This window comes from Pseudomonas sp. SG20052, from assembly GCF_031766055.1.
Classification (GTDB): Bacteria; Pseudomonadota; Gammaproteobacteria; order Pseudomonadales; family Pseudomonadaceae; genus Aquipseudomonas; species Aquipseudomonas mandelii.
In genome coordinates this window covers 2,042,526-2,064,986 of sequence record NZ_CP134498.1, presented here as the reverse complement: position 1 = coordinate 2,064,986, position 22,461 = coordinate 2,042,526, and the positions used below count along the sequence as shown (strand labels likewise).

General features: G+C 57.8%; 14 protein-coding genes, 2 tRNA genes, 3 rRNA genes and 2 pseudogenes. 7 read left to right on the top strand and 14 right to left on the bottom strand.

The genetic code is table 11. The annotated features are described in order from the left end of the window. Positions 1-6: 6 nt before the first annotated feature. From RHP74_RS09425 to RHP74_RS09405, 5 genes and pseudogenes are all read right to left on the bottom strand, one after another. The gene (locus RHP74_RS09425) at positions 7-1,296 is read right to left on the bottom strand and encodes an FAD-dependent monooxygenase (protein WP_311099051.1); all 1,290 of its coding nucleotides are present in this window, start codon (positions 1,294-1,296) and stop codon (positions 7-9) included. Next, positions 1,293-1,970 (bottom strand): S8 family serine peptidase, encoded by a 678-nt coding sequence (locus tag RHP74_RS09420; RefSeq protein WP_010458395.1) that lies wholly within the window; start codon positions 1,968-1,970, stop codon positions 1,293-1,295. The genes RHP74_RS09425 and RHP74_RS09420 overlap by 4 nt, the downstream gene beginning before the upstream one ends. Next, positions 1,960-3,678, bottom strand: coding sequence for an ABC transporter ATP-binding protein (locus RHP74_RS09415; RefSeq protein WP_304873067.1), 1,719 nt, complete (start codon positions 3,676-3,678; stop codon positions 1,960-1,962). The genes RHP74_RS09420 and RHP74_RS09415 overlap by 11 nt, the downstream gene beginning before the upstream one ends. Continuing rightward, on the bottom strand, positions 3,678-5,582 hold the full coding sequence (locus tag RHP74_RS09410) for a sigma-54-dependent Fis family transcriptional regulator (protein WP_077748922.1): 1,905 nt from the start codon (positions 5,580-5,582) through the stop codon (positions 3,678-3,680). The genes RHP74_RS09415 and RHP74_RS09410 overlap by 1 nt, the downstream gene beginning before the upstream one ends. A 246-nt stretch (positions 5,583-5,828) precedes the next feature. Beyond that, positions 5,829-6,035, bottom strand: a pseudogene (locus tag RHP74_RS09405) (histone deacetylase family protein); the annotation flags it as partial. Between RHP74_RS09405 and RHP74_RS09400 the strand changes: the two are divergent. After that, positions 6,034-6,170 (top strand): annotated as a pseudogene (locus tag RHP74_RS09400) (LysR family transcriptional regulator); the annotation flags it as partial. The pseudogenes RHP74_RS09405 and RHP74_RS09400 overlap by 2 nt on opposite strands. 12 nt (positions 6,171-6,182) lie before the next feature. Here RHP74_RS09400 and mrdA read toward each other — a convergent pair. Continuing rightward, complete coding sequence (gene mrdA, locus RHP74_RS09395; protein WP_010458391.1) at positions 6,183-8,075, bottom strand: penicillin-binding protein 2; 1,893 nt, start codon at positions 8,073-8,075, stop codon at positions 6,183-6,185. Between the two features lie 273 nt (positions 8,076-8,348). On the opposite strand from mrdA, the gene RHP74_RS09390 reads away from it, so the two are divergent. After that, positions 8,349-9,272 carry a TIGR03571 family LLM class oxidoreductase gene (locus tag RHP74_RS09390; RefSeq protein WP_311099048.1) on the top strand — a complete coding sequence of 308 codons (924 nt, stop codon included), beginning with the start codon at positions 8,349-8,351 and terminating at the stop codon, positions 9,270-9,272. A gap of 111 nt (positions 9,273-9,383) precedes the next feature. On the opposite strand, the gene rrf is transcribed toward RHP74_RS09390, so the two are convergent. The 5 genes from rrf to RHP74_RS09365 all read right to left on the bottom strand — a co-directional run bounded on the left by rrf (position 9,384) and on the right by RHP74_RS09365 (position 14,614). Further along, a 5S ribosomal RNA gene (gene rrf, locus RHP74_RS09385) occupies positions 9,384-9,499 on the bottom strand. Positions 9,500-9,657: 158 nt separating this feature from the next. Continuing rightward, a 23S ribosomal RNA gene (locus tag RHP74_RS09380) occupies positions 9,658-12,549 on the bottom strand. A gap of 240 nt (positions 12,550-12,789) precedes the next feature. Next, positions 12,790-12,865, bottom strand: a tRNA-Ala gene (locus RHP74_RS09375). 10 nt (positions 12,866-12,875) lie between these two features. Beyond that, positions 12,876-12,952: transfer RNA gene (locus RHP74_RS09370), tRNA-Ile, on the bottom strand. Positions 12,953-13,075: 123 nt separating this feature from the next. After that, a 16S ribosomal RNA gene (locus RHP74_RS09365) occupies positions 13,076-14,614 on the bottom strand. The 16S, 23S and 5S rRNA genes sit together here with 2 tRNA genes alongside, the layout of an rRNA operon. A 670-nt stretch (positions 14,615-15,284) precedes the next feature. Between RHP74_RS09365 and rhtA the strand changes: the two genes are divergently transcribed. Beyond that, a complete protein-coding gene (rhtA, locus tag RHP74_RS09360) occupies positions 15,285-16,172 on the top strand; it encodes a threonine/homoserine exporter RhtA (protein ID WP_010461127.1) in 888 nt (295 codons plus the stop codon). A 168-nt stretch (positions 16,173-16,340) separates the two neighbouring features. Further along, a complete protein-coding gene (locus tag RHP74_RS09355) occupies positions 16,341-16,622 on the top strand; it encodes a hypothetical protein (RefSeq protein WP_010461128.1) in 282 nt (93 codons plus the stop codon). Here RHP74_RS09355 and RHP74_RS09350 read toward each other — a convergent pair. Further along, complete coding sequence (locus RHP74_RS09350; RefSeq protein ID WP_282411634.1) at positions 16,609-17,181, bottom strand: TetR/AcrR family transcriptional regulator; 573 nt, start codon at positions 17,179-17,181, stop codon at positions 16,609-16,611. The genes RHP74_RS09355 and RHP74_RS09350 overlap by 14 nt on opposite strands. A 92-nt stretch (positions 17,182-17,273) precedes the next feature. On the opposite strand from RHP74_RS09350, the gene RHP74_RS09345 reads away from it, so the two are divergent. Both RHP74_RS09345 and RHP74_RS09340 read left to right on the top strand, forming a co-directional pair. Then, positions 17,274-18,002, top strand: a complete 729-nt coding sequence (locus RHP74_RS09345) for an SDR family oxidoreductase (protein ID WP_010461132.1) — start codon at positions 17,274-17,276, stop codon at positions 18,000-18,002. A 39-nt stretch (positions 18,003-18,041) separates the two neighbouring features. Continuing rightward, complete coding sequence (locus RHP74_RS09340; protein ID WP_145308569.1) at positions 18,042-18,632, top strand: 2-hydroxychromene-2-carboxylate isomerase; 591 nt, start codon at positions 18,042-18,044, stop codon at positions 18,630-18,632. Here RHP74_RS09340 and RHP74_RS09335 read toward each other — a convergent pair. Beyond that, positions 18,629-19,627 carry a zinc-dependent alcohol dehydrogenase family protein gene (locus tag RHP74_RS09335; protein ID WP_311099044.1) on the bottom strand — a complete coding sequence of 333 codons (999 nt, stop codon included), beginning with the start codon at positions 19,625-19,627 and terminating at the stop codon, positions 18,629-18,631. The genes RHP74_RS09340 and RHP74_RS09335 overlap by 4 nt on opposite strands. A 114-nt stretch (positions 19,628-19,741) precedes the next feature. Between RHP74_RS09335 and RHP74_RS09330 the strand changes: the two genes are divergently transcribed. Then, a complete protein-coding gene (locus RHP74_RS09330) occupies positions 19,742-20,650 on the top strand; it encodes a LysR family transcriptional regulator (RefSeq protein ID WP_077747874.1) in 909 nt (302 codons plus the stop codon). On the opposite strand, the gene RHP74_RS09325 is transcribed toward RHP74_RS09330, so the two are convergent. Then, on the bottom strand, positions 20,643-22,451 hold the full coding sequence (locus RHP74_RS09325) for an aminopeptidase P family protein (RefSeq protein WP_145308574.1): 1,809 nt from the start codon (positions 22,449-22,451) through the stop codon (positions 20,643-20,645). The genes RHP74_RS09330 and RHP74_RS09325 overlap by 8 nt on opposite strands. Positions 22,452-22,461: the final 10 nt, after the last annotated feature.

Sequence of the window (22,461 nt, the reverse complement as noted above, 5' to 3'; positions counted from 1 at the left end):
GATCGGTTAGGGTTTGAAGCCTTGCGACAGTAACCAACTCCGAACCATCCGCCCCTGCTCCGCCGTCAACCCCGCCAGCACCTGCTCGGCCGGTTCGGTCCGCAACCGCCGCACCAACGGCGCCAGTTCAACCCCTTGCACATGCCAGATCCCCAACGGCTGATCCGCCGTGATCACCACCTCGGCTTCATCGACAAACCCATCTTTCAACACCGGCGCCCGCTCAATCCTCAACGCCGCAAAATCCGCCTCGGCATGGGCAACTTCGGCATCCGGCCACTGCCGCCGTGCCTGCCAGAACGGCTGCTCCAGCCACCTCTGCTCATCGGCGTAAAAGTCGCGACCGATCCGCGCAAAGCGCAAAAACAGCTGCTCCACCCGCTGCTGATGAAACCGTTGGGCCAGCGCCGCCCGTTCCGGTTTACGCACTAACGTGTTGATCACCGTGGGCGCCTGTAACGCTGAAGACAAGGACTGGAAAATGCCATTGCCCGACAGCGGATCCACCGCCATCGCGGCATCGCCGACCCGGATCCAGTGATCACCACAGACCTGCGGACTCAAAATCGCCGTGCTGCTGCGCGCATGCAGTTGGAGATCGGTCTCAGGCCCGGCGCCGAAAAACTCACGCGCCCATGCCGAACCCTGACGCCGTGCGCGGCAGTAATCCGGCAACGTCGCCTTGCCTGGCAATTGCGCGCTGGCCACGTCCACCGTCCATTGCCAATAACACTGACCATCGGCCCGCCGCGCCATCCACGCCCAGCCGTCCTCAAGGCTTTCCACCGCGCTGGCGGTGCTGCCCGGCGTGCCTTGCCAACGATTGAGCAGGCTGACCGTCTCCGGCCCACGCAGGCCTTTGCCCAGTGCGGGCGCCTGGCGTCCGCGGGCCTCTACCAGAAAATCCGCAAGCAGCGCCTCGCGCCCTTCAATCTCGACCCGATGCCCCACCGCCGAGGCCTGAACGCTCAGCACCCGCCCTTCGATCAGCTCAACACCTGCCAGACGCAGGTCTTCGCGCAAACCTCGGTCGAAGCTCGGGCGATCCAACAGAAATTCGGTGTTCTGCGCATGTTGCTGTCCGTTCCATGACACCTGCCGCTGGGAGGGCAACGCCGCATCCGCCAACGCCTGCTGCAGGCCCGCGCCGCGCAGGGCCTCCAGCACCCGAAGCGAAACGCCTTCCAGTGCCGCAAACCGGCGCCACTCGCTGACCAGGGTCACCGCATAACCGAGTCGCCGCAAACCCAGGGCGACTGCCGCCCCGGCAGGTCCAGCGCCAAGAATCACAATCATGCGCCGAAGCGCCGTTCAGGGCCGCGATAGCGGGCGTTCTCGCGCAGCCACTCGATGACGTGCTCGTTACTCGCGTCGGGATGGGCAACCAGGAAACTCGCAATATGTCCGCTCAACGCCGCACACCCAAGGCTCGCACCGGACTGTCCCGGATAGGTCCCATGCACGCACGCCGCGAAATCGGCCTGGGCACTGTTGAGCCACGACCATTCATGCTCGGCGCAACGCGCATCGCCGGTGACGCGCAGCACCTGTGGATAATTCGCCGGATACACACCCTCGCCCTGGGCCGGGCTGGAGGCACACAACAAAATGCCCCGCGCCACCGCCGCTGCGCAGGCTTCGCGCAACAGGCTGCGATCCTGGCGTAATCCAAGGCTCAAATTAATCAAGCGAACATCCTGCGCCACCAGCCAGTCGATAGCGCTGGCAATCTGCAAGGCGCTGGTGACGCCGCGCTGGTCAAACACCTGCCCCACGCAAAACACCGCCGCAGGGGCTCGCCGCCCGATGGCTTCGATCACCGCGCTGCCGTGGCCCAGCGGGTCGTCACGCAAGTCGCTCTCGGCCAGGCCATCCTCCAGCAGCGAAAAACGCCGTCCGGCGATCACCTGCACCCGTTGCGCCGCCGAATGTCCGCTGTCGACCACGCCAATCCTTAGCTCAGGCTTCATGCAGCACCGTTTTTGATGTGAGCACGCCGTCGAGCAATTCAAAACGCACATCAGCATCAGCCAGGGTGGAAGGACGATGGCTGATCAGGATCCGCGTGCGCCCGGCAAACAGTCGGTCGATGGCCTCGATGACTTCGCGCTCGGTGGCTTCATCCACCGCCGAGGTCGCTTCATCCAACACCAGAATCAGCGGATCCTGCAACAACGCCCGGGCGATGGCGATCCGCTGTTTCTGCCCGCCGGACAACTGCTGGCCGCGTTCGCCCAACGGACTGTCGAGACCTTCGGGCAACGATTCGATCAGGCTGTCGAGTTGCGCCAGCCTTGCGACTTCGGCAATCGCTTCACGGCTGGCGTCCGGCACCGCGTAAGCGAGGTTGTCGGCCAGGCTGCCGCGAAACAGTACGATGTCCTGACTGACCACGGCTATCCGCCGACGCAGCTGGAACAGGTCCAGTTCACGCAGATCGACCTCGCCCAGCAGCACCCGGCCAGCTTGCGGATCGTGATGGCGTTGCAGCAGATCGATCAGCGTTGATTTACCGACGCCGGAGCCGCCGCTCAGGGCGACTTTCAAGCCATAGGGAATGCGCGCTTCGATGCCGCGCAAGGTCGTCGGACGACCGGGATGGCTGAAGTGCACGTCGTCGAAACGCAACTCGCCAGAGGTCGGCATCGGCTTGGGTTCAACCGGTGTTAGCACGGTCGGTTCTTCACCGCGCAGTTCCATGACCCGGCCGAGGCTGACGGTCATCCGCTGAATCGCCACATAGAGCCCGAGCAGGCTCTGAACCGGTCCGACCGCCATCCCCAGGTACGTGGAAAACGCGATCAGCGCGCCCAGTTGCCAGGTCCCCTGCACCACCCAATAACCGCCAATCAAAAACGCACAGGCCCGGGACAATGACGTCAGCGTGCCGGGCACCGCCTGGGTAAAAAACTCGGTGACTTGCAGGCGCAGCAGCTGGCTCATATAGCCTTGACCAAGCGACTCCAGACGGCGCGATTCGCGTTGTTGCTGGCCGGCAGACTGGATGAATTTCATCACCGGCAAGGTCTCGACCATGAACGAGGACATGTCCGCCGAGCGCTCGCGCAACTGCCGTACATCGCGCTCGACTTTGCGCCGCATCCAGCGCAGCCAGAGGATGTCGAGGGGAATCAGCACCAATGCCAGCAGTGAAAGTTTCCACGACAGGGTCAGCAGCATCGCCACCGCCACCACCAGGCCAACCACGCTCGATACCGCCGAGAACAGCGAATCCACAGCGAAGCGCTGGATCTCCGCAACGTCGCCATCCAGGCGCGACATCAGATCACCGATGCGCCGCTGTCCATAGAAGCTCGGTGACAGGGTTTGCAGATGTCGATAAAGGTCGTCGCGCAGCGAGAACAGAATCCGCCCGGACAGTCGCGTGTGCAGGTAGCGATTGATCCCCGACAGCGCTGTGCCGAGCAGCCCGGCGAGAATCATCAATCCGGCAATCAACACCAGCATGGGGAAGTTTTTCGCCAGCAAGCCATCGTCGATCAATAGTTTGGTCAGCCACGGCTGCACCAGCACCAGCGACGAAGCGCAGACCGACAAGCCGAGCAGCCCGGCAATCGCCAATCGATGCGGGCGTACAAAACTGTAGAGCCAACGCAACGCCGCTTGCAGGGCTTCGGGGTTCTGGCTGTCGATCAGCCGAACGATCAAGCGCTGCATCACGAACGCAACTGTTTGAGCTTGCGATACAGGGTCGCGCGGCTGATGCCCAAGGCGTCGGCGGCGGCCGAGACGTTGCCCTGATGGCTGTCCAGGGCCTGGCGGATCAGCTCCAGTTCGTTTTCGCGAATGCTGCCCGATGCCGGGCGTTCAGTGGCGGTCAGTTCGTCGAGCATGCTGTCGGGCAGGTGGTCGAGGGTGAGCACCGTGTCCCCGGGTTCGCGCATGGCCAGCGCGGTGCGCAGGACCATTTCCAGTTGGCGAATGTTGCCTGGCCAATGGTAGCCGTCGAGCAAGCGACTCAGATCGTCATGCAGGACCATCGTCGGGGCATCAAGTTTGGCCAGCAGACGAGCAACCAAGCTGCTGAAATCCTCGCGCTCGCGCAGGGCCGGGAGCATCACACTGATGCCGTTGACCCGGTAGAACAGGTCTTCACGGAAGTGTTTTTCTTCGACCAGGCGCTTGAGGTCTCGGTGGGTGGCGCAGATCAGCGCGACGTCGATGTCTTGTTCCTCGCCCGCGCCCAGCGGCGCCACTTTACGGTCCTGCAACACCCGCAGCAGACGGGCCTGCAAGGCCAGCGGCATGTCACCGATTTCGTCGAGGAACAAGGTGCCGCCGTGGGCCTGTTGCAGTCGTCCGATCATGCCGCCACGACGGGAGCCGGTGAAGGCGCCTTCGCGGTAGCCGAACAGTTCCGACTCGATCAGGCCTTCAGGGATTGCCGCGCAGTTCACCGCAACGAAAGGTTTGTCACAGCGGGTTCCGGCCATGTGCAGCGCACGGGCGATGACTTCTTTACCGGTGCCGGTTTCACCGAGCAGCAATACCGGCAATTCATTGGCCAGTCCTTGGCGGGCCATGCGCAAGGCCCGGGCATAACGCACGTTACTGCCGGCCAGGGATTCGAGATCCGGTTGTGGCTTGGCGGTTTTCGCGGGGCTGCGCGGCGGTGTGCTGACGTTGATGGAACGTTGCGGCGCCCGCAGGGTTTTGTAGAAGAATTCGCCTTTGGCGGTCTGCAAACTGCCGACGCCACCTTGATGCAGACGGGACAGCAATTGCAGGCCATCGACACCGAGAAACTCCTCGCAACGCCGACCGACCAGGGCCGAACGCTCGGCACGCAGCAACTGACAGGCTTGCGCGCTGACCGCCAGGATCTGTCCGCCGAGACTCACCGCCAGCAGGCCCTGCCAAGGGGATTCAAGGTATTGCCGACGGCTGTGGAACGCGAGGACGATTTCGTCCGGGTAACTGGCGTTGAACACGCGGCTTTCGATCTGGCTGACGGCCATGGCCAGCAACGCGGTGCTGTCATGAACGCGGCCGAGGGGGCCTTCGCGGGTCAGGTCAAGGACGCCGAGGATGTCGCCTTGGGGGCAATGGATCGGCACCGATGTGCAGGAGAAATCGCTGAGACGATCGAGGTAATGCTCGCCGCAATCGATCATCGTCGGCCGGGCTTCCACCAGTGCGGTGCCCAGTGCGTTGGTACCACGAGCGGCTTCGCTCCAGCAGGCGCCCAGGGTGATGTCTTGCAGGCCGCTGCCCTTGAGGCGGTCGGCGCGTCCTTCGACGGCGAGGATGGTGGCGTCGGAGTTGGCGAGGATGATCAGGCCTTCCTTGCCTTGGCGTTCAGCCAGGTAGTCGATGGCCGGTAATGCGGCGTCGATCAGCAGGCGATTGCTTGCCAACAGCACGTCGAGGCTGGCGCTCGATTCCAGCGCCAGTTCGTGCTTGGCGTTGAAATGCACGCCATGGCTGAGGCTGCGCCGCCACGACGCATCGATTTCTGCCCGCAGAACACCATCGGGGACTTCGCCCTCCAGATGGAGTTTTTCCCGGGCCAGCCGGGCTTCGCGGTGCAGCTTGGGAGAAGGTGTTTTTATTAGCGTCATCAAGCGCTCCGGATCGGTCCGCTTTGCGCCTTTCAAGTTCAGCGCCCTGCCGCAATCTTTACGTTAACGTCAGGGCGATGGCAAGTGCCTTACAGCACTTGTGTTCTGTCAGGTGGACCGAGTCATCTTTCTTCGCGGGCAAGCCTCGCTCCTACAGGGTTGAGGCGAACCAAAATTTCCCCCCAGGCAAATAACCTGTAGGAGCGAGGCTTGCCCGCGAAGGTGACGTACCTGGCCCCAATGATCTCAGAGCTGCCACACCTCGGCATTCACAAAAAACGCCCGGGCATTGTCCTCAAGACTCTCCAGGTGATACCCGCCCTCCTGCACAATCAGACACGGCAACCCAAGGCTATGAATCCGTTCGCCCAACACCGCGAACCCTTCACGGGTCACTGCCACTTTGCGCTGCGGGTCCTGTTCGAAAATATCGAACCCCAGGGACAGCACCAGATGGCCGCCGGAGGATGGGGTGGTGGGTTTCGATATTCAGCTGTTGTGGACCCGCGAGCAGAAGATGAGTCAAGCCGAAACGGTCTTCCTCGAGCTTCACAGCACATGCTCAGTATTCGCGAGCCTGTGCTGTGAAGCTTTGAGCGCTTAGACGTGAGGGTCGCCCGGAGCTTTGCTCGGCGTGGCGTATTGCGGCTTTAGATGGCCGTCCTGATCGAGTAACCAGGCGTCCATGATCTGCCGCACCACTGGGCCGGCGACGCGACCACCGGCCTCTCCGTTTTCAATCATCACCGAGATGACGATCTTCGGGTGCTCGGCCGGGGCGAAGCCGACGAACAAGGCATTGTCGCGGTTGCGCTCCAGGGTTTTCGCCCGGTTGTAGCGCTCGCCTTGCTTGATCGCGACGACTTGCGCGGTACCACTCTTGCCGGCAATGCGGTACTGAGCGCCCTGCGCGGCGGCTCTGGCAATCCCGCGGGCGTCGTGCATCACCATCTGCATGCCATGGTTGACCTGCTCCCAGTCACGCGGATCCTTGAGCAGGATGTTCGGCATAGGGTGCTCGTCCACCGGCGCTACGCCATCCACGGTCTTTGCCAGGTGCGGTCGGTTCCACACACCTTTGTTGGCAATCAGCGCGGTGGCCTGGGCCAGCTGCAGCGGCGTGACCTGCATATAACCCTGGCCGATGCCAAGGATCACGGTTTCGCCCGGGAACCAGGCCTGACGGCGCGTGGCGCGCTTCCACGCTTGCGATGGCATCAAGCCGGCAGACTCTTCGAACATGTCCAGCGAGACTTTTTCGCCGAGGCCGAACATGGCCATGTAGTCGTGCAGGCGATCAATGCCCAGCTTGTGGGCCAGGTCATAGAAGTAGGTGTCGTTGGAGCGCATGATCGCCGCGTCCATGTCGACCCAGCCGTCGCCGCTGTGGTTCCAGTTACGGTATTTGTGATCAAAGTCCGGGAGCTGGTAATAACCGGGGTCAAAGACACGGGTCTGAGGGGTGACGACGCCAGCGTCGAGGCCGGCAATGGCCACCTCGGGTTTGATGGTCGAACCTGGCGCGTAGAGGCCGCGCAGAACGCGGTTGAAGAGCGGCCGATCGATGGAGTCGTGCAGCGCCGCGTATTCCTTGAAGCTGATGCCGGTGACGAACAGGTTCGGGTCGAAACTGGGCTTGCTGACCATGGCCAGCACTTCACCGGTCGATGGATCGAGCGCCACCACCGAACCACGACGATCACCCAAGGCTTCCTCGGCCGCTTCCTGAAGTTTGACGTCCAGGCTCAGGACAATGTTTTTGCCGGGGATCGGATCGGTGTGCTTGAGCACTCGCAGTACGCGGCCCTGGGCATTGGTTTCGACTTCTTCGTAACCCACCTGGCCGTGCAATTGCGACTCGTAGAATTTTTCAATGCCGGTTTTGCCGATGGATTGGGTGCCGCGGTACTCCACCGTGTCGAGGGCTTTGGATTCTTTTTCGTTGATACGACCAACGTAACCGATCGAGTGCGCAAAGTGTGCGCCAAACGGGTAATGGCGCACGAACTGGGGCTCGACATCGATCCCCGGCAGACGGAACTCATTGACCGCGAGAACCGCGATTTGCTGTTCACTGAGCTCGTAGAACAGTGTGACCGGCACGAACGGGTGGCGCGCCTGTTTCATGGCCTTGTCGAACAGTGTCCGGTCTTCGGCTGGCAAGTGCAGGAGGTTGACCACCTCATCGAGCTCCTCTTTGACATCGGAGGCGCGTTCGCGGGTGATGGTGAGGTTGAAACTGGGACGGTTATCCGCGAGGACTACGCCGTTGCGGTCGTAGATCAGCCCGCGGGTCGGGGTGATCGGCAGGACATGGACGCGGTTGTTTTCGGAGATTGTCGAGTGATAGTCGTATTCGACCACTTGCAGGACATACATGCGCACCACAAGCGCGCAGGAAATGGCGGCGACGAACAAGGCGCAGGCGATCAGCCGCTTGTTGACCAGACGCGTCTCTTTTTCGTGGTCCTTGATGGGTATCGGTTCGGGCATTTCTGTAGCGGCTCTATGACTAAAAAAGAGGGCGATCCTTAGGCCTGCAAATCAATCCGTTAAAAAACGAGCTGCACCATACCAAAAACTGTGCAGTCACTTTATTGGGATTTTCTCGAATGGTTGTCCTTGAGGGTCAAAACGACGGTCGGCTTTTTCTTTGACTCGTGCGTTTTGCTCAAGATTGATATTCCGATTCATGCATTTTTCTTGTAGATGAGCCTGTAGATACTGGGTGCATGTCATTCCATTTTGTTGTTTGGGAGTCTTTTCATGCATCCACGATTTCAACGATTACTCGGCTCGAATGGATTTTCCATCGGACTGGAACTGCCGCTGGATAATGATTGGTCCAGTGATGGACAGCGGCTGCGGATCGCTCAGGATCGGCCTTTTGGTGTCCCCGACTTGAAGCAGCACGCGGCGATGGCACGTTTGGCTGACAACGCAGGTTTTCGCGCACTTTGGGTACGTGATGTGCCGGTTTACGACCCCAACTTTGGCGACGCTGCACAGGTCTATGAGACCTTTTCTTACCTTGGGTATTTGGCCGGGATTACGGAGAACATCATGCTCGGTACAGCAGCGGTTGTGCTGCCATTGCGTCAGCCTTGGCTAACGCTCAAGGCCGCCAACAGTGTTGATGAACTGAGTGACGGGCGTCTGCTCCTTGGGGTGGCCAGTGGTGACCGGCCGATGGAGTATCCGTTGTTTGGGGTGGATTACGATCAGCGCGGGGAGATCTTTCGCGATACGGTTGAATTGATCCGCAGCCAGGGTGAAGGTCGTTTACCTGAGGGCGCTCTCCTGCTGCCGGAGCGAAATCAGCCTATGCCACTGCTGGTTGCAGGTCTTGGTCAACAATCACCGGCCTGGATTGGTGAGCACATGGATGGTTGGCTCGCCTACCCTGGTACGCCGGATGAGCACCGACGTCGAGTGGGGCTGTGGCGGGAAGTTGGAGGCGATAAGCCTTATATCAGCTTCGTACACTTGGACCTGACTGCTAATCCTCATACCCCCATGCGACGTGTGCGCTTCGGTGGCAGTTGTGGACGGCTGGCCTTGATTGATGAGCTTCAGGCGTTACGTGAGGCTGGTGTGCAGCATGTCGGCTTGCACATGCGTCGTAGCGAACGCCCTGTGGCAGAGGTTATTGAAGAAATAGCAGAACACGTACTGCCGAAGTTTCACTAACGACGCAGACGGATCCTGGGGCAGTTATCAGACTGCCCTTTTCTTTGCGCCACTTTCCTGCGGACAAAACAAAACCCCAATTGCTTTCGCAATTGGGGTTTCGGAATTTAATCTTGACGATGACCTACTCTCACATGGGGAAACCCCACACTACCATCGGCGATGCATCGTTTCACTGCTGAGTTCGGGATGGGATCAGGTGGTTCCAATGCTCTATGGTCGTCAAGAAATTCGGTAGCCAGGTCGTTTGCCTTACAGCGCACGCTCCAGCGAATGGGTATGTGATAGATCTCGGTGTTTGTGAACAATCGAACTTTCGGTTCATTTCGTCTTCACACACCGCAATCTGGTGCCTTTTCAGGTCAGCAAATTGCTTGGGTGTTATATGGTCAAGCCTCACGGGCAATTAGTATTGGTTAGCTCAACGCCTCACAGCGCTTACACACCCAACCTATCAACGTCGTAGTCTTCGACGGCCCTTCAGGGGACTCAAGGTCCCAGTGAGATCTCATCTTGAGGCTAGTTTCCCGCTTAGATGCTTTCAGCGGTTATCTATTCCGAACATAGCTACCCGGCAATGCCACTGGCGTGACAACCGGAACACCAGAGGTTCGTCCACTCCGGTCCTCTCGTACTAGGAGCAGCCCCTCTCAAATCTCAAACGTCCACGGCAGATAGGGACCGAACTGTCTCACGACGTTCTAAACCCAGCTCGCGTACCACTTTAAATGGCGAACAGCCATACCCTTGGGACCGGCTTCAGCCCCAGGATGTGATGAGCCGACATCGAGGTGCCAAACACCGCCGTCGATATGAACTCTTGGGCGGTATCAGCCTGTTATCCCCGGAGTACCTTTTATCCGTTGAGCGATGGCCCTTCCATACAGAACCACCGGATCACTAAGACCTACTTTCGTACCTGCTCGACGTGTCTGTCTCGCAGTCAAGCGCGCTTTTGCCTTTATACTCTACGACCGATTTCCGACCGGTCTGAGCGCACCTTCGTACTCCTCCGTTACTCTTTAGGAGGAGACCGCCCCAGTCAAACTACCCACCATACACTGTCCTCGATCCGGATAACGGACCTGAGTTAGAACCTCAAAGTTGCCAGGGTGGTATTTCAAGGTTGGCTCCACGCGAACTGGCGTCCACGCTTCAAAGCCTCCCACCTATCCTACACAAGCAAATTCAAAGTCCAGTGCAAAGCTATAGTAAAGGTTCACGGGGTCTTTCCGTCTAGCCGCGGATACACTGCATCTTCACAGCGATTTCAATTTCACTGAGTCTCGGGTGGAGACAGCGCCGCCATCGTTACGCCATTCGTGCAGGTCGGAACTTACCCGACAAGGAATTTCGCTACCTTAGGACCGTTATAGTTACGGCCGCCGTTTACCGGGGCTTCGATCAAGAGCTTCGCGTTAGCTAACCCCATCAATTAACCTTCCGGCACCGGGCAGGCGTCACACCCTATACGTCCACTTTCGTGTTTGCAGAGTGCTGTGTTTTTAATAAACAGTCGCAGCGGCCTGGTATCTTCGACCGGCATGGGCTTACGCAGTAAATGCTTCACCCTCACCGGCGCACCTTCTCCCGAAGTTACGGTGCCATTTTGCCTAGTTCCTTCACCCGAGTTCTCTCAAGCGCCTTGGTATTCTCTACCCAACCACCTGTGTCGGTTTGGGGTACGGTTCCTGGTTACCTGAAGCTTAGAAGCTTTTCTTGGAAGCATGGCATCAACCACTTCGTGTTCTAAAAGAACACTCGTCATCAGCTCTCGGCCTTAGAATCCCGGATTTACCTAAGATTCCAGCCTACCACCTTAAACTTGGACAACCAACGCCAAGCTGGCCTAGCCTTCTCCGTCCCTCCATCGCAATAACCAGAAGTACAGGAATATTAACCTGTTTTCCATCGACTACGCTTTTCAGCCTCGCCTTAGGGACCGACTAACCCTGCGTCGATTAACGTTGCGCAGGAAACCTTGGTCTTTCGGCGTGGGTGTTTTTCACACCCATTGTCGTTACTCATGTCAGCATTCGCACTTCTGATACCTCCAGCAAGCTTCTCAACTCACCTTCACAGGCTTACAGAACGCTCCTCTACCGCATCACCTAAGTGATACCCGTAGCTTCGGTGTATGGTTTGAGCCCCGTTACATCTTCCGCGCAGGCCGACTCGACTAGTGAGCTATTACGCTTTCTTTAAAGGGTGGCTGCTTCTAAGCCAACCTCCTAGCTGTCTAAGCCTTCCCACATCGTTTCCCACTTAACCATAACTTTGGGACCTTAGCTGACGGTCTGGGTTGTTTCCCTTTTCACGACGGACGTTAGCACCCGCCGTGTGTCTCCCATGCTCGGCACTTGTAGGTATTCGGAGTTTGCATCGGTTTGGTAAGTCGGGATGACCCCCTAGCCGAAACAGTGCTCTACCCCCTACAGTGATACATGAGGCGCTACCTAAATAGCTTTCGAGGAGAACCAGCTATCTCCGAGCTTGATTAGCCTTTCACTCCGATCCACAGGTCATCCGCTAACTTTTCAACGGTAGTCGGTTCGGTCCTCCAGTTAGTGTTACCCAACCTTCAACCTGCCCATGGATAGATCGCCCGGTTTCGGGTCTATTCCCAGCGACTAGACGCCCTATTAAGACTCGCTTTCGCTACGCCTCCCCTATTCGGTTAAGCTCGCCACTGAAAATAAGTCGCTGACCCATTATACAAAAGGTACGCAGTCACCCAACAAAGTGGGCTCCCACTGCTTGTACGCATACGGTTTCAGGATCTATTTCACTCCCCTCTCCGGGGTTCTTTTCGCCTTTCCCTCACGGTACTAGTTCACTATCGGTCAGTCAGTAGTATTTAGCCTTGGAGGATGGTCCCCCCATATTCAGACAAAGTTTCTCGTGCTCCGTCCTACTCGATTTCATGACTAAGAGATTTTCGCGTACAGGGCTATCACCCACTATGGCCGCACTTTCCAGAGCGTTCCGCTAATCTCAAAGCCACTTAAGGGCTAGTCCCCGTTCGCTCGCCACTACTAAGGGAATCTCGGTTGATTTCTTTTCCTCAGGGTACTTAGATGTTTCAGTTCCCCTGGTTCGCCTCTTAAGCCTATGTATTCAGCTTAAGATAACCATCTTATGATGGCTGGGTTCCCCCATTCAGACATCTCCGGATCAAAGTCTGTTTGCCGACTCCCCGAAGCTTTTCGCAGGCTACCACGTCTTTCATCGCCTCTGACTGCCAAGGCATCCACCGTATGCGCTTCTTCACTTGACCATATAACCCCAAGCAATCTGGTTATACTGTGAAGACGACATTCGCCGAAAATTCGATAATACTCAATTAAGAGCAACTCACAAATTTTACCTTAGCCTGATCCGTTACCAGTGAAAGTAACGTCCAGTCTATCTTTCTATCACATACCCAAATTTTTAAAGAACGATCTAATCAAAGACTAGAAATCAATATTCACACCGGAATATTCATTTCTAAACTCTAACAGCAGAAGCAGTTATATGGTGGAGCCAAACGGGATCGAACCGTTGACCTCCTGCGTGCAAGGCAGGCGCTCTCCCAGCTGAGCTATGGCCCCATAACAAAATTGGTGGGTCTGGGCAGATTCGAACTGCCGACCTCACCCTTATCAGGGGTGCGCTCTAACCAACTGAGCTACAGACCCAATTTCGAGCGCGCAACTGTTAGCTTGGAGCTATCAGCTTGGAGCTTAAAGCTGCTTCTATCGTCTTCTTCAATGAATCAAGCAATTCGTGTGGGAACTTATGGAGCAGCTGATGTCGTCGATTAAGGAGGTGATCCAGCCGCAGGTTCCCCTACGGCTACCTTGTTACGACTTCACCCCAGTCATGAATCACACCGTGGTAACCGTCCTCCCGAAGGTTAGACTAGCTACTTCTGGTGCAACCCACTCCCATGGTGTGACGGGCGGTGTGTACAAGGCCCGGGAACGTATTCACCGCGACATTCTGATTCGCGATTACTAGCGATTCCGACTTCACGCAGTCGAGTTGCAGACTGCGATCCGGACTACGATCGGTTTTCTGGGATTAGCTCCACCTCGCGGCTTGGCAACCCTCTGTACCGACCATTGTAGCACGTGTGTAGCCCAGGCCGTAAGGGCCATGATGACTTGACGTCATCCCCACCTTCCTCCGGTTTGTCACCGGCAGTCTCCTTAGAGTGCCCACCATTACGTGCTGGTAACTAAGGACAAGGGTTGCGCTCGTTACGGGACTTAACCCAACATCTCACGACACGAGCTGACGACAGCCATGCAGCACCTGTCTCAATGTTCCCGAAGGCACCAATCCATCTCTGGAAAGTTCATTGGATGTCAAGGCCTGGTAAGGTTCTTCGCGTTGCTTCGAATTAAACCACATGCTCCACCGCTTGTGCGGGCCCCCGTCAATTCATTTGAGTTTTAACCTTGCGGCCGTACTCCCCAGGCGGTCAACTTAATGCGTTAGCTGCGCCACTAAGAGCTCAAGGCTCCCAACGGCTAGTTGACATCGTTTACGGCGTGGACTACCAGGGTATCTAATCCTGTTTGCTCCCCACGCTTTCGCACCTCAGTGTCAGTATCAGTCCAGGTGGTCGCCTTCGCCACTGGTGTTCCTTCCTATATCTACGCATTTCACCGCTACACAGGAAATTCCACCACCCTCTACCATACTCTAGCTTGTCAGTTTTGAATGCAGTTCCCAGGTTGAGCCCGGGGATTTCACATCCAACTTAACAAACCACCTACGCGCGCTTTACGCCCAGTAATTCCGATTAACGCTTGCACCCTCTGTATTACCGCGGCTGCTGGCACAGAGTTAGCCGGTGCTTATTCTGTCGGTAACGTCAAAACAGATACGTATTAGGTAACTGCCCTTCCTCCCAACTTAAAGTGCTTTACAATCCGAAGACCTTCTTCACACACGCGGCATGGCTGGATCAGGCTTTCGCCCATTGTCCAATATTCCCCACTGCTGCCTCCCGTAGGAGTCTGGACCGTGTCTCAGTTCCAGTGTGACTGATCATCCTCTCAGACCAGTTACGGATCGTCGCCTTGGTGAGCCATTACCTCACCAACTAGCTAATCCGACCTAGGCTCATCTGATAGCGCAAGGCCCGAAGGTCCCCTGCTTTCTCCCGTAGGACGTATGCGGTATTAGCGTCCGTTTCCGAGCGTTATCCCCCACTACCAGGCAGATTCCTAGGCATTACTCACCCGTCCGCCGCTCGCCACCAGGTACAAGTACCCGTGCTGCCGCTCGACTTGCATGTGTTAGGCCTGCCGCCAGCGTTCAATCTGAGCCATGATCAAACTCTTCAGTTCAAACATCTTTGGGTTTTTAAGAAACCCTAAACTTGGCTCAGCAATCGTTGGTTACATCTTTGATTTCTCGCGGAGTAACTTGTGATGCTGATAATCTTGTTGACTATCAGTCTGACTCCACAAGCACCCACACGAATTGCTTGATTCAGTTGTTAAAGAGCGGTTGGTTAAGATCTTTCGTCTCAACCGAGGCGCGCATTCTACAGCAGCCTCTGTTGCTGTCAAGCGGTTATTTTCAGAAGTTTTCAAAGTTTCCTTTGCAACTTCAACCACTTGCGCTTCCGATCTCTCGTTAGCGGGAGGCGAATTCCACAGCGTTACTCGCTGCTGTCAACACCTCTTTTTCTCCGCTTTCGACCGAGAAGATCGAACCGTCAACCAAGCCAAACAACCCCGCCTGATCAACTCCTTCTGGGCTTCGATGACCTGAAGCAACTCGCCGTCGAAAACTGCGTAACTCTTTGTTTACCAAGGAGTTTTCCGTTTCGACTGCGCCGGAAGTGGGGCGAATTATAGACTTCCAGAATCTGCCGTCAACCCCTGATTTGGCTTTTCTATCAGGTTGCCCAAAATCGCTGCTTATATATAGACGCGACCGTCGCGAATGCGCAATATATTGCCCAAACCATAGAACAACACTTTCGCTTCCCACTTCGGACGATGCCACGCTATGAATGACCATCCCCGCAGCCTCGTCTCGACCCTGTTCTCGGTGGGCCTGCTTTTAATAGCCATGGCGTCGATCCAGTCCGGCGCCTCATTGGCCAAAAGCATGTTCCCGATTATCGGCGCTCAGGGGACCACCACCCTGCGGCTGCTCTTCGCCAGCGTGATCATGCTGATCCTGTTGCGCCCATGGCGGGCGAAGCTCACCGCAAAGTCCTTGCGTACCGTTATCGTCTACGGGATGGCACTGGGCGGCATGAACTTCCTCTTCTATATGTCTTTGCGCACCGTCCCCCTGGGTATTGCCGTCGCCCTGGAGTTCACCGGGCCACTGGCGGTGGCTATCTATGCCTCACGCCGCGCAATCGACTTTTTGTGGATTGCCTTGGCGGCTATCGGCTTGCTGCTATTGATACCGACAGGAGCGACAAGTGCGGGAATCGACCTGGCAGGCGCCAGTTATGCCTTGGGTGCAGGGGTGTGCTGGGCGCTGTACATCCTGTTCGGCCAGAAGGCCGGCGCCGACAATGGCGTACAGACCGCAGCGTTGGGAGTGATGATTGCCGCACTGTTCGTCGCGCCTATCGGCATCGTCCATGCCGGTGCCGCCCTGCTGACTCCGTCATTGATCCCCGTGGCCATCGCTGTCGCCCTTCTGTCCACCGCCCTGCCCTATACGCTGGAGATGGTCGCGCTCACCCGAATGCCAACCCGGACTTTCGGCACATTGATGAGCATTGAACCGGCTATTGGCGCGCTGTCTGGTCTGCTGTTTCTCCACGAATACCTCACACTGTCACAGTGGATGGCGATCATGTGCATCATTCTGGCTTCCGTGGGGGCGACCATGACCATGGGAAGTGCTGCCAAGCCCGCGGTCGCGGCGGATTGATACAGGATTTGACGCAGGTCTGGTATTTGCCGCTCAATTAGGCCATGTTTAGGCCCGCAACCGAATGTCATCCAAGGATTTTTCAGGATAGGGATATCAGAACGCTTCAATCGAAAGCGAATGCAGCCACACCCGGGCGCGAGATCCGGGAGCGCTATAAGGACAGTAATGAAACGAATTTTGCTATTGATTGCCGTACTCGCAATTGCGGGTTGCGCGGCGACATCGAAAACACAAGTCAAACATGGCAAGAAAGGGCTGCATATCAATTGTTCAGGGCTTTCGTCATCCTGGGACAAGTGCTACACCAGCGCCGCCAACTCGTGCGCGCCCAAGGGTTACAAGGTCATCGCCAAGTCGGGAGATGCCGTGGAAGAACCAGGTGATTATCCATTTGGTCTCAACCCTGCCGGCTATACCAGCCGAAGCATGATCGTCATTTGCAAATAGGTTGATGCCGCCCGGCAATCTGGCGGCCAATCTCATCGTAACTGGACTTCAGCACGGTGCGCTGGATGCCGGGAGTGGCCAGCATTCGCGCCACGACCAAGGCACCGATGCATTGCGACAGAATCGCCCACGCCAGACTGTCGCTTTCCAGAATACTTGCCCAACGCTCCTGCAGCCGACAAATCCAGACCTCCGCCTCCTGGCGAACAGCGATATCTGAACGAGCAATTTCGGCTCCCAATACCGGTAATGCGCAACCGGACTCCGGGTGCTCGACATGGGCCATGCTCAGATAATGCTTCAGGCAACGTTCGAGCCTGTCGCAATCCTGATCAGCACCCAAACGCTCCAGGCTTTGGCGCAACTCGCGTTCAACGATCGAAGCGAACAGTTCGTCCTTCGACGAAAAGTGACTGTAGAAAGCAGCACCACTCAAGCCGATCGCCTTCATCAGCCCGTCGACGCCTACCGTGGAAAAACCGGACTTTTTGGCCGACACCGCGCTGCTTGTCAGCAGTTTCTCTCTTGTTTCCAGCTTGTGATTGGCCGAGTAACGCATTGCCTTGCCCTCAGGATTGACTGTCTTGACGCATGCCAAATCCTAGCATAACGTTCGTTCAGTTAACGATCGTTCATCAAAGGGATCTACCCATGAATAATAAGAAGGTCGTACTGGTTGTCGGCGCCGGTGATGCCACCGGCGGCGCGATTGCCAAGCGTTTTGCACAGGAAGGTTTCATTGCCTGCGTCACTCGTCGTAGCGCGGACAAACTCCAGCCATTGGTCGATGCAATCAAGGCCAATGGCGGTGACGCCCACGGATTTGCCTGTGATGCACGTAAGGAAGAGGATGTGATTGCGCTGGTCGAGCAGATTGAGACCGAGATCGGCCCCATCGAAGCGTTTGTTTTCAACATCGGCGCCAATGTGCCGTGCAGCATTCTCGAAGAAACTGCCCGCAAGTATTTCAAGATCTGGGAAATGGCCTGTTTCTCAGGTTTTCTCAATGCCCGTGAAGTGGCCAAGCGGATGGCCAGGCGCCAACGCGGCACGATTCTGTTCACCGGCGCCACCGCTGGCTTGCGCGGTGCGGCAGGATTTGCAGCCTTCGCCGGCGCCAAGCACGGGATTCGCGCACTGGCTCAAAGCATGGCCCGCGAGCTGGGGCCGATGAATATTCACGTTGCCCATGTCGTCGTCGACGGCGCCATCGATACTGATTTCATCCGCAACAGTTTTCCGGAAAAGTACGCGACCAAGGACGAGGACGGCATCCTCAATCCCGAGCACATCGCCGAGAACTATTGGTACTTGCACAGTCAGCCCCGGGACGCATGGACTTTCGAGCTGGATCTGCGCCCCTGGAACGAACGCTGGTAAGCCCTCCCCCCCAACAACAATAAGCAGAGCGCACCGACCATGAGCAAAACCGTGGAGTTTTTTTTCGATTTAGGCAGCCCCGCCACCTACCTGGCGTATACCCAATTACCGAAGATCTGCGAGCAGACCGACAGCCAACTGGTCTACAAACCCATGCTGCTGGGCGGGGTCTTCAAAGCCACGGGCAACGCTTCACCGGCAACCATTCCGGCCAAAGGTCGCTACATGTTTCAGGACCTGGACCGCTACGCCAAACGATACGGCGTGCCACTGAAGTTCAACCCGCACTTCCCTATCAATACCCTGATGCTGATGCGCGCCGTCACCGGTATGCAATTACGTCATCCCGAACGCTTCCAAGCGTTTATCGATTGTCTGTTCCACGCACTCTGGGTCGAGGGACGCAGCCTCGATGATCCGGCGACTGTTGCAGCCGTGCTGACGCGAAATGGTTTCGATCCAAACGAAGTACTGGCCCTTACCGCCGATGAGGACGTCAAAGCCGCTCTCAAGGACAACACCGAGCAAGCGGTCAAGCGCGGTGTATTCGGCGCACCGTGCATGTTCATCGGCGATCAGATGTTCTTCGGTCAGGATCGACTGGACTTCGTCCTTGAGGCCCTGCGTTAAATCTCGATGACCAAACGACCTTGAGCCGCTCCACCAGCGAGCAGTTCATGGGCGGCCTCGGCGGTTTGCAATGTGAACTGCCGCGGGTCAAGCAACGGCTTCAGCTTACTGGCCTCAATCAACTTCGCGGCGTCCCGAAGGATCTGCCCGTGGTGCTCGCCGCCCTTGCCAGTCAATAAAGGCAACAAGGTAAACACTCCGGAGTAAGTCGCGGCCCGAAACGACAACGGTGCCAGACTGTGCTGCCCCCATCCGAGACAGCTCACCACATGCCCCTCGTAGACCCGAGCGGCCTTGAAGGAAGCATCCAGCGTTTCACCGCCCACCGTGTCATAGACAATATCGAACCCCTCTCCCCCCGTGTGCTCCGCCACATAGTCCTCAACCGAAGACTTGCGGTAGTCGATAAAAGTCGCACCGAAGCTTTCGATGATTGCCTGCTGACCCGCAGAGCCCGTGGCGAATACTTCAGCACCGAAAGCCCGGGCTATTTGCACCGCCACGTGCCCGACACCCCCGGCACCGCCATGGATCAGCACCTTCTGACCGGCACGCACTCGAGCCCGATCTACCAATCCTTCCCATGCGGTTATCAACACCAGGGGCAACCCGGCGGTCTCACGCATACTCAGATTGCCCGGTTTGTGCGCCAGCAGACGCGCATCAACCACCGCGAACTGCGCAAGCGAACCTTGCGCACCGCCGATTCCGGTCGCCATCGCGTAGACCTCATCACCCGGCAGCCATCCACTTACGCCCTCGCCTAACGCCTCAATCGTCCCGGCCAGATCCATGCCCAGCACCGCTGGCAAGGGTTGTCGCGCATGAGCCGCCTGACCCGAACGAATTTTTCCATCCAGCGGATTCACTCCACTGGCTTTGATCCTGACCAACACCTGACCCGGTCCTGGCACAGGTCGCGGGATGGAAACCAAGCGTAACGGCCCGTTGGCCACATCAACAATCAGAGCACGCATTTGAAGTGAGTCAGTCATTTCGCAAATTCCTGTCAGAGGTGGCGGTAGGACGATCTTCCTCTCACTCACTCATGCCGATAAGACGCTGTATCGCTATAGTGACCATGCCCATTTGGCATCAATGAGAAACCCATGGACAAACTCAATGCAATGGCCATCTTCGTCCGGGTCGTCGAGCGCGGCAGCTTTTCTGCCGTTGCCAGGGAGATGCAGACCAGCCAGCCAACCATCAGTAAAGTGCTAAGGGCGCTGGAAACTGAACTGGGCGGGAAGCTGATTTCCCGCAGCACGCGTCAACTCTCGCTGACTGACGAAGGTCAGCGGTACTACAGCGAGTGCCGACAAATCCTCGCGGCCGTGGACGCGGCGGAACACAGTTTTCATTCAGGACGCGAAACCGTTGCCGGCAACCTGAAGATCGGTTCCTCGGTCAGTTTCGGGCGATTGCAGATTGCACCGCGGCTTCCTGAGTTTCTGAAACAACACCCCCAGGTGCAGATTGACCTGCAACTCAGTGACCAGAATCAGGACCTGGTCAGCGAAGGCCTCGACGTCACGTTCAGAATCGGCGAATTGACCGACAGCGGTCTGATCGCCCGCCGCATAGGCACCACCCACCGAGTGACCGTTGCTGCGCCAGGCTACCTCAAGCAACACGGCCAGCCGCAAACACCAGAAGAACTGCGCGGACACAATTGCCTGCAATTCAACCTGCTGAACAGTCAGAACCTATGGGTGTACGAGAGCGGAGCCCAGCATCATGAGGTGCGGATCAAGGGCAATGCAAAAAGCAACAACTCAGAGGCGATCCGCGAGATGGTGCTGGGAGGATTGGGAATTGCTTTGTCGCCGGTATGGTTGTTCAGTGAGGATCTGAACGCCGGGCGAGTGACTGCGATTTTGCAGGACTACACCGCGCAGTCGCTGCCGATTCATGCCGTGTCCCCGGCGAATCGTCGTCAATCCGCCAGGGTCAAAGCCTTTGTCGACTACATGAGTCAGGCGCTCGAAACAGCGCCTGAACTCCAACCGGTCAAATAGCTGCAGTCCGGGTGTTCAACCACTCAAGGGCTGCACCTTCGAGCAACGGGCTCAAGCGCTGGCGCACCTCGGCGTGGTAGGCGTTGAACCACTGCTTTTCGTCGTCAGTCAGCAGCGACGGTTCCAGACAGCGAGTGTCAATCGGGCACAGGGTCAGGGTTTCGAATTTCAGGAACTCACCGAATTCGCTCTTGCCCGCTTCGGTGTTCAACACCAGGTTTTCGATCCGTACACCCCAACGGCCCGGTCGGTAAGTGCCCGGTTCGATGGAGGTAATCATGCCCGGCTGCATCGCGGTTTGCGGTGCTGCGGCGGCCTGATAGGCAATGACCTGCGGGCCTTCGTGCACATTGAGGAAGTAGCCGACGCCGTGACCGGTGCCGTGTCCATAATCAACACTTTCAGCCCAGATCGGCGCGCGGGCAATCGAGTCGAGCAAAGGCGAGAGAATGCCACGAGGGAATTGCGCACGGGACAGCGCGATGACGCCCTTGAGCACCCGCGTGCAATCGCGTTTCTGCTCATCCGTCGGCGTACCGACAGGCACCATCCGCGTGATGTCGGTGGTACCGCCCAGGTATTGGCCGCCGGAGTCGATCAGCAACAGACCGTCGCCTTCGATCACCGCGTGCTCTTCTTCGGTGGCGTGGTAGTGCGGCATCGCGCCATTGGCGTTGAACGCGGCAATGGTGTTGAAACTCAGCGACACATAACCCGGACGTCGGGTACGCGCGGCCGTCAGGTGTTCGTCGATGGTCAGTTCGGTGATGCGCTCACGACCCAACGCCGAGTCCAGCCAGGTGAAGAACTCGCACAGCGCCGCGCCGTCTTGCTCCATGGCCTGACGAATGTGCCCGGCATCGGCCAGGCTTTTCTGTGATTTGGCCAACGTGGTCGGGTTGAGACCTTCGACCAGTTTCACGCCGCTGTTCAGGTTATCCAGCAAACCGGCCGTCACGCGCGCCGGATCGACTTGCAAGCTCGCGCCGCTCGGCACGGCGCGCAAGGCGTCGGCCACTTCGCTGTAATCGCGCAGGGTCACGCCGTCTTGTTCGAGGACCGCACGCAGCTCGGCATCGACCTTGCTCAGGGCCACGAACAGAGTGGCCTGCTCTTGACTGATCAGCGCGAAGGACACGAATACCGGGTTGAACGACACGTCGCCGCCACGCAGGTTGAACAGCCAGGCGATGTCATCCAGGGTGGCAATGAAGTGCCAGTCAGCACCACGATCTTTCAACACCTCACGCAATTTCGCGAGCTTTTCACCCCGACTGACCGTCGCCTGCGGTGGCAAGTGCTGGTAGATCGGCTCATTCGGCAGCGTCGGGCGGTCGCTCCAGACTTCGCTCAACAGGTCGATGTCAGTGCGCAGACGTGCGCCGCGTTCTTCAAGTTTGCCGCCCAGCGTCCGCGCCGACGCCACGGCCATCACCGCGCCATCTACCGCGACGACACCGCCTTCAGGGGTTTGCTCGGCCAACCAGTCCAGCGGGCCAGGCTGGCCCGGTTGCAGCTTGACCAGTTCAATGCCGCTGCCCTTGAGTTCCTTGCTCGCTTGTTCCCAGTAACGGCTGTCGGCCCAGACGCCGGCAAAGTCCGGGGTCACGATCAGTGTGCCGACCGAGCCATGAAAGCCCGACAACCACTGCCGCCCTTGCCAATAGCCCGGCAGGTATTCCGACAAGTGCGGATCGGCCGACGGCACCAGCAGGGCATGAATGCCCTCCCGGCTCATCAGCTCGCGGGTTTGCGCCAAACGTTGGGGCACCGATCCATTGATCGAAGGCTGCGTACTCATCATGTCTCCT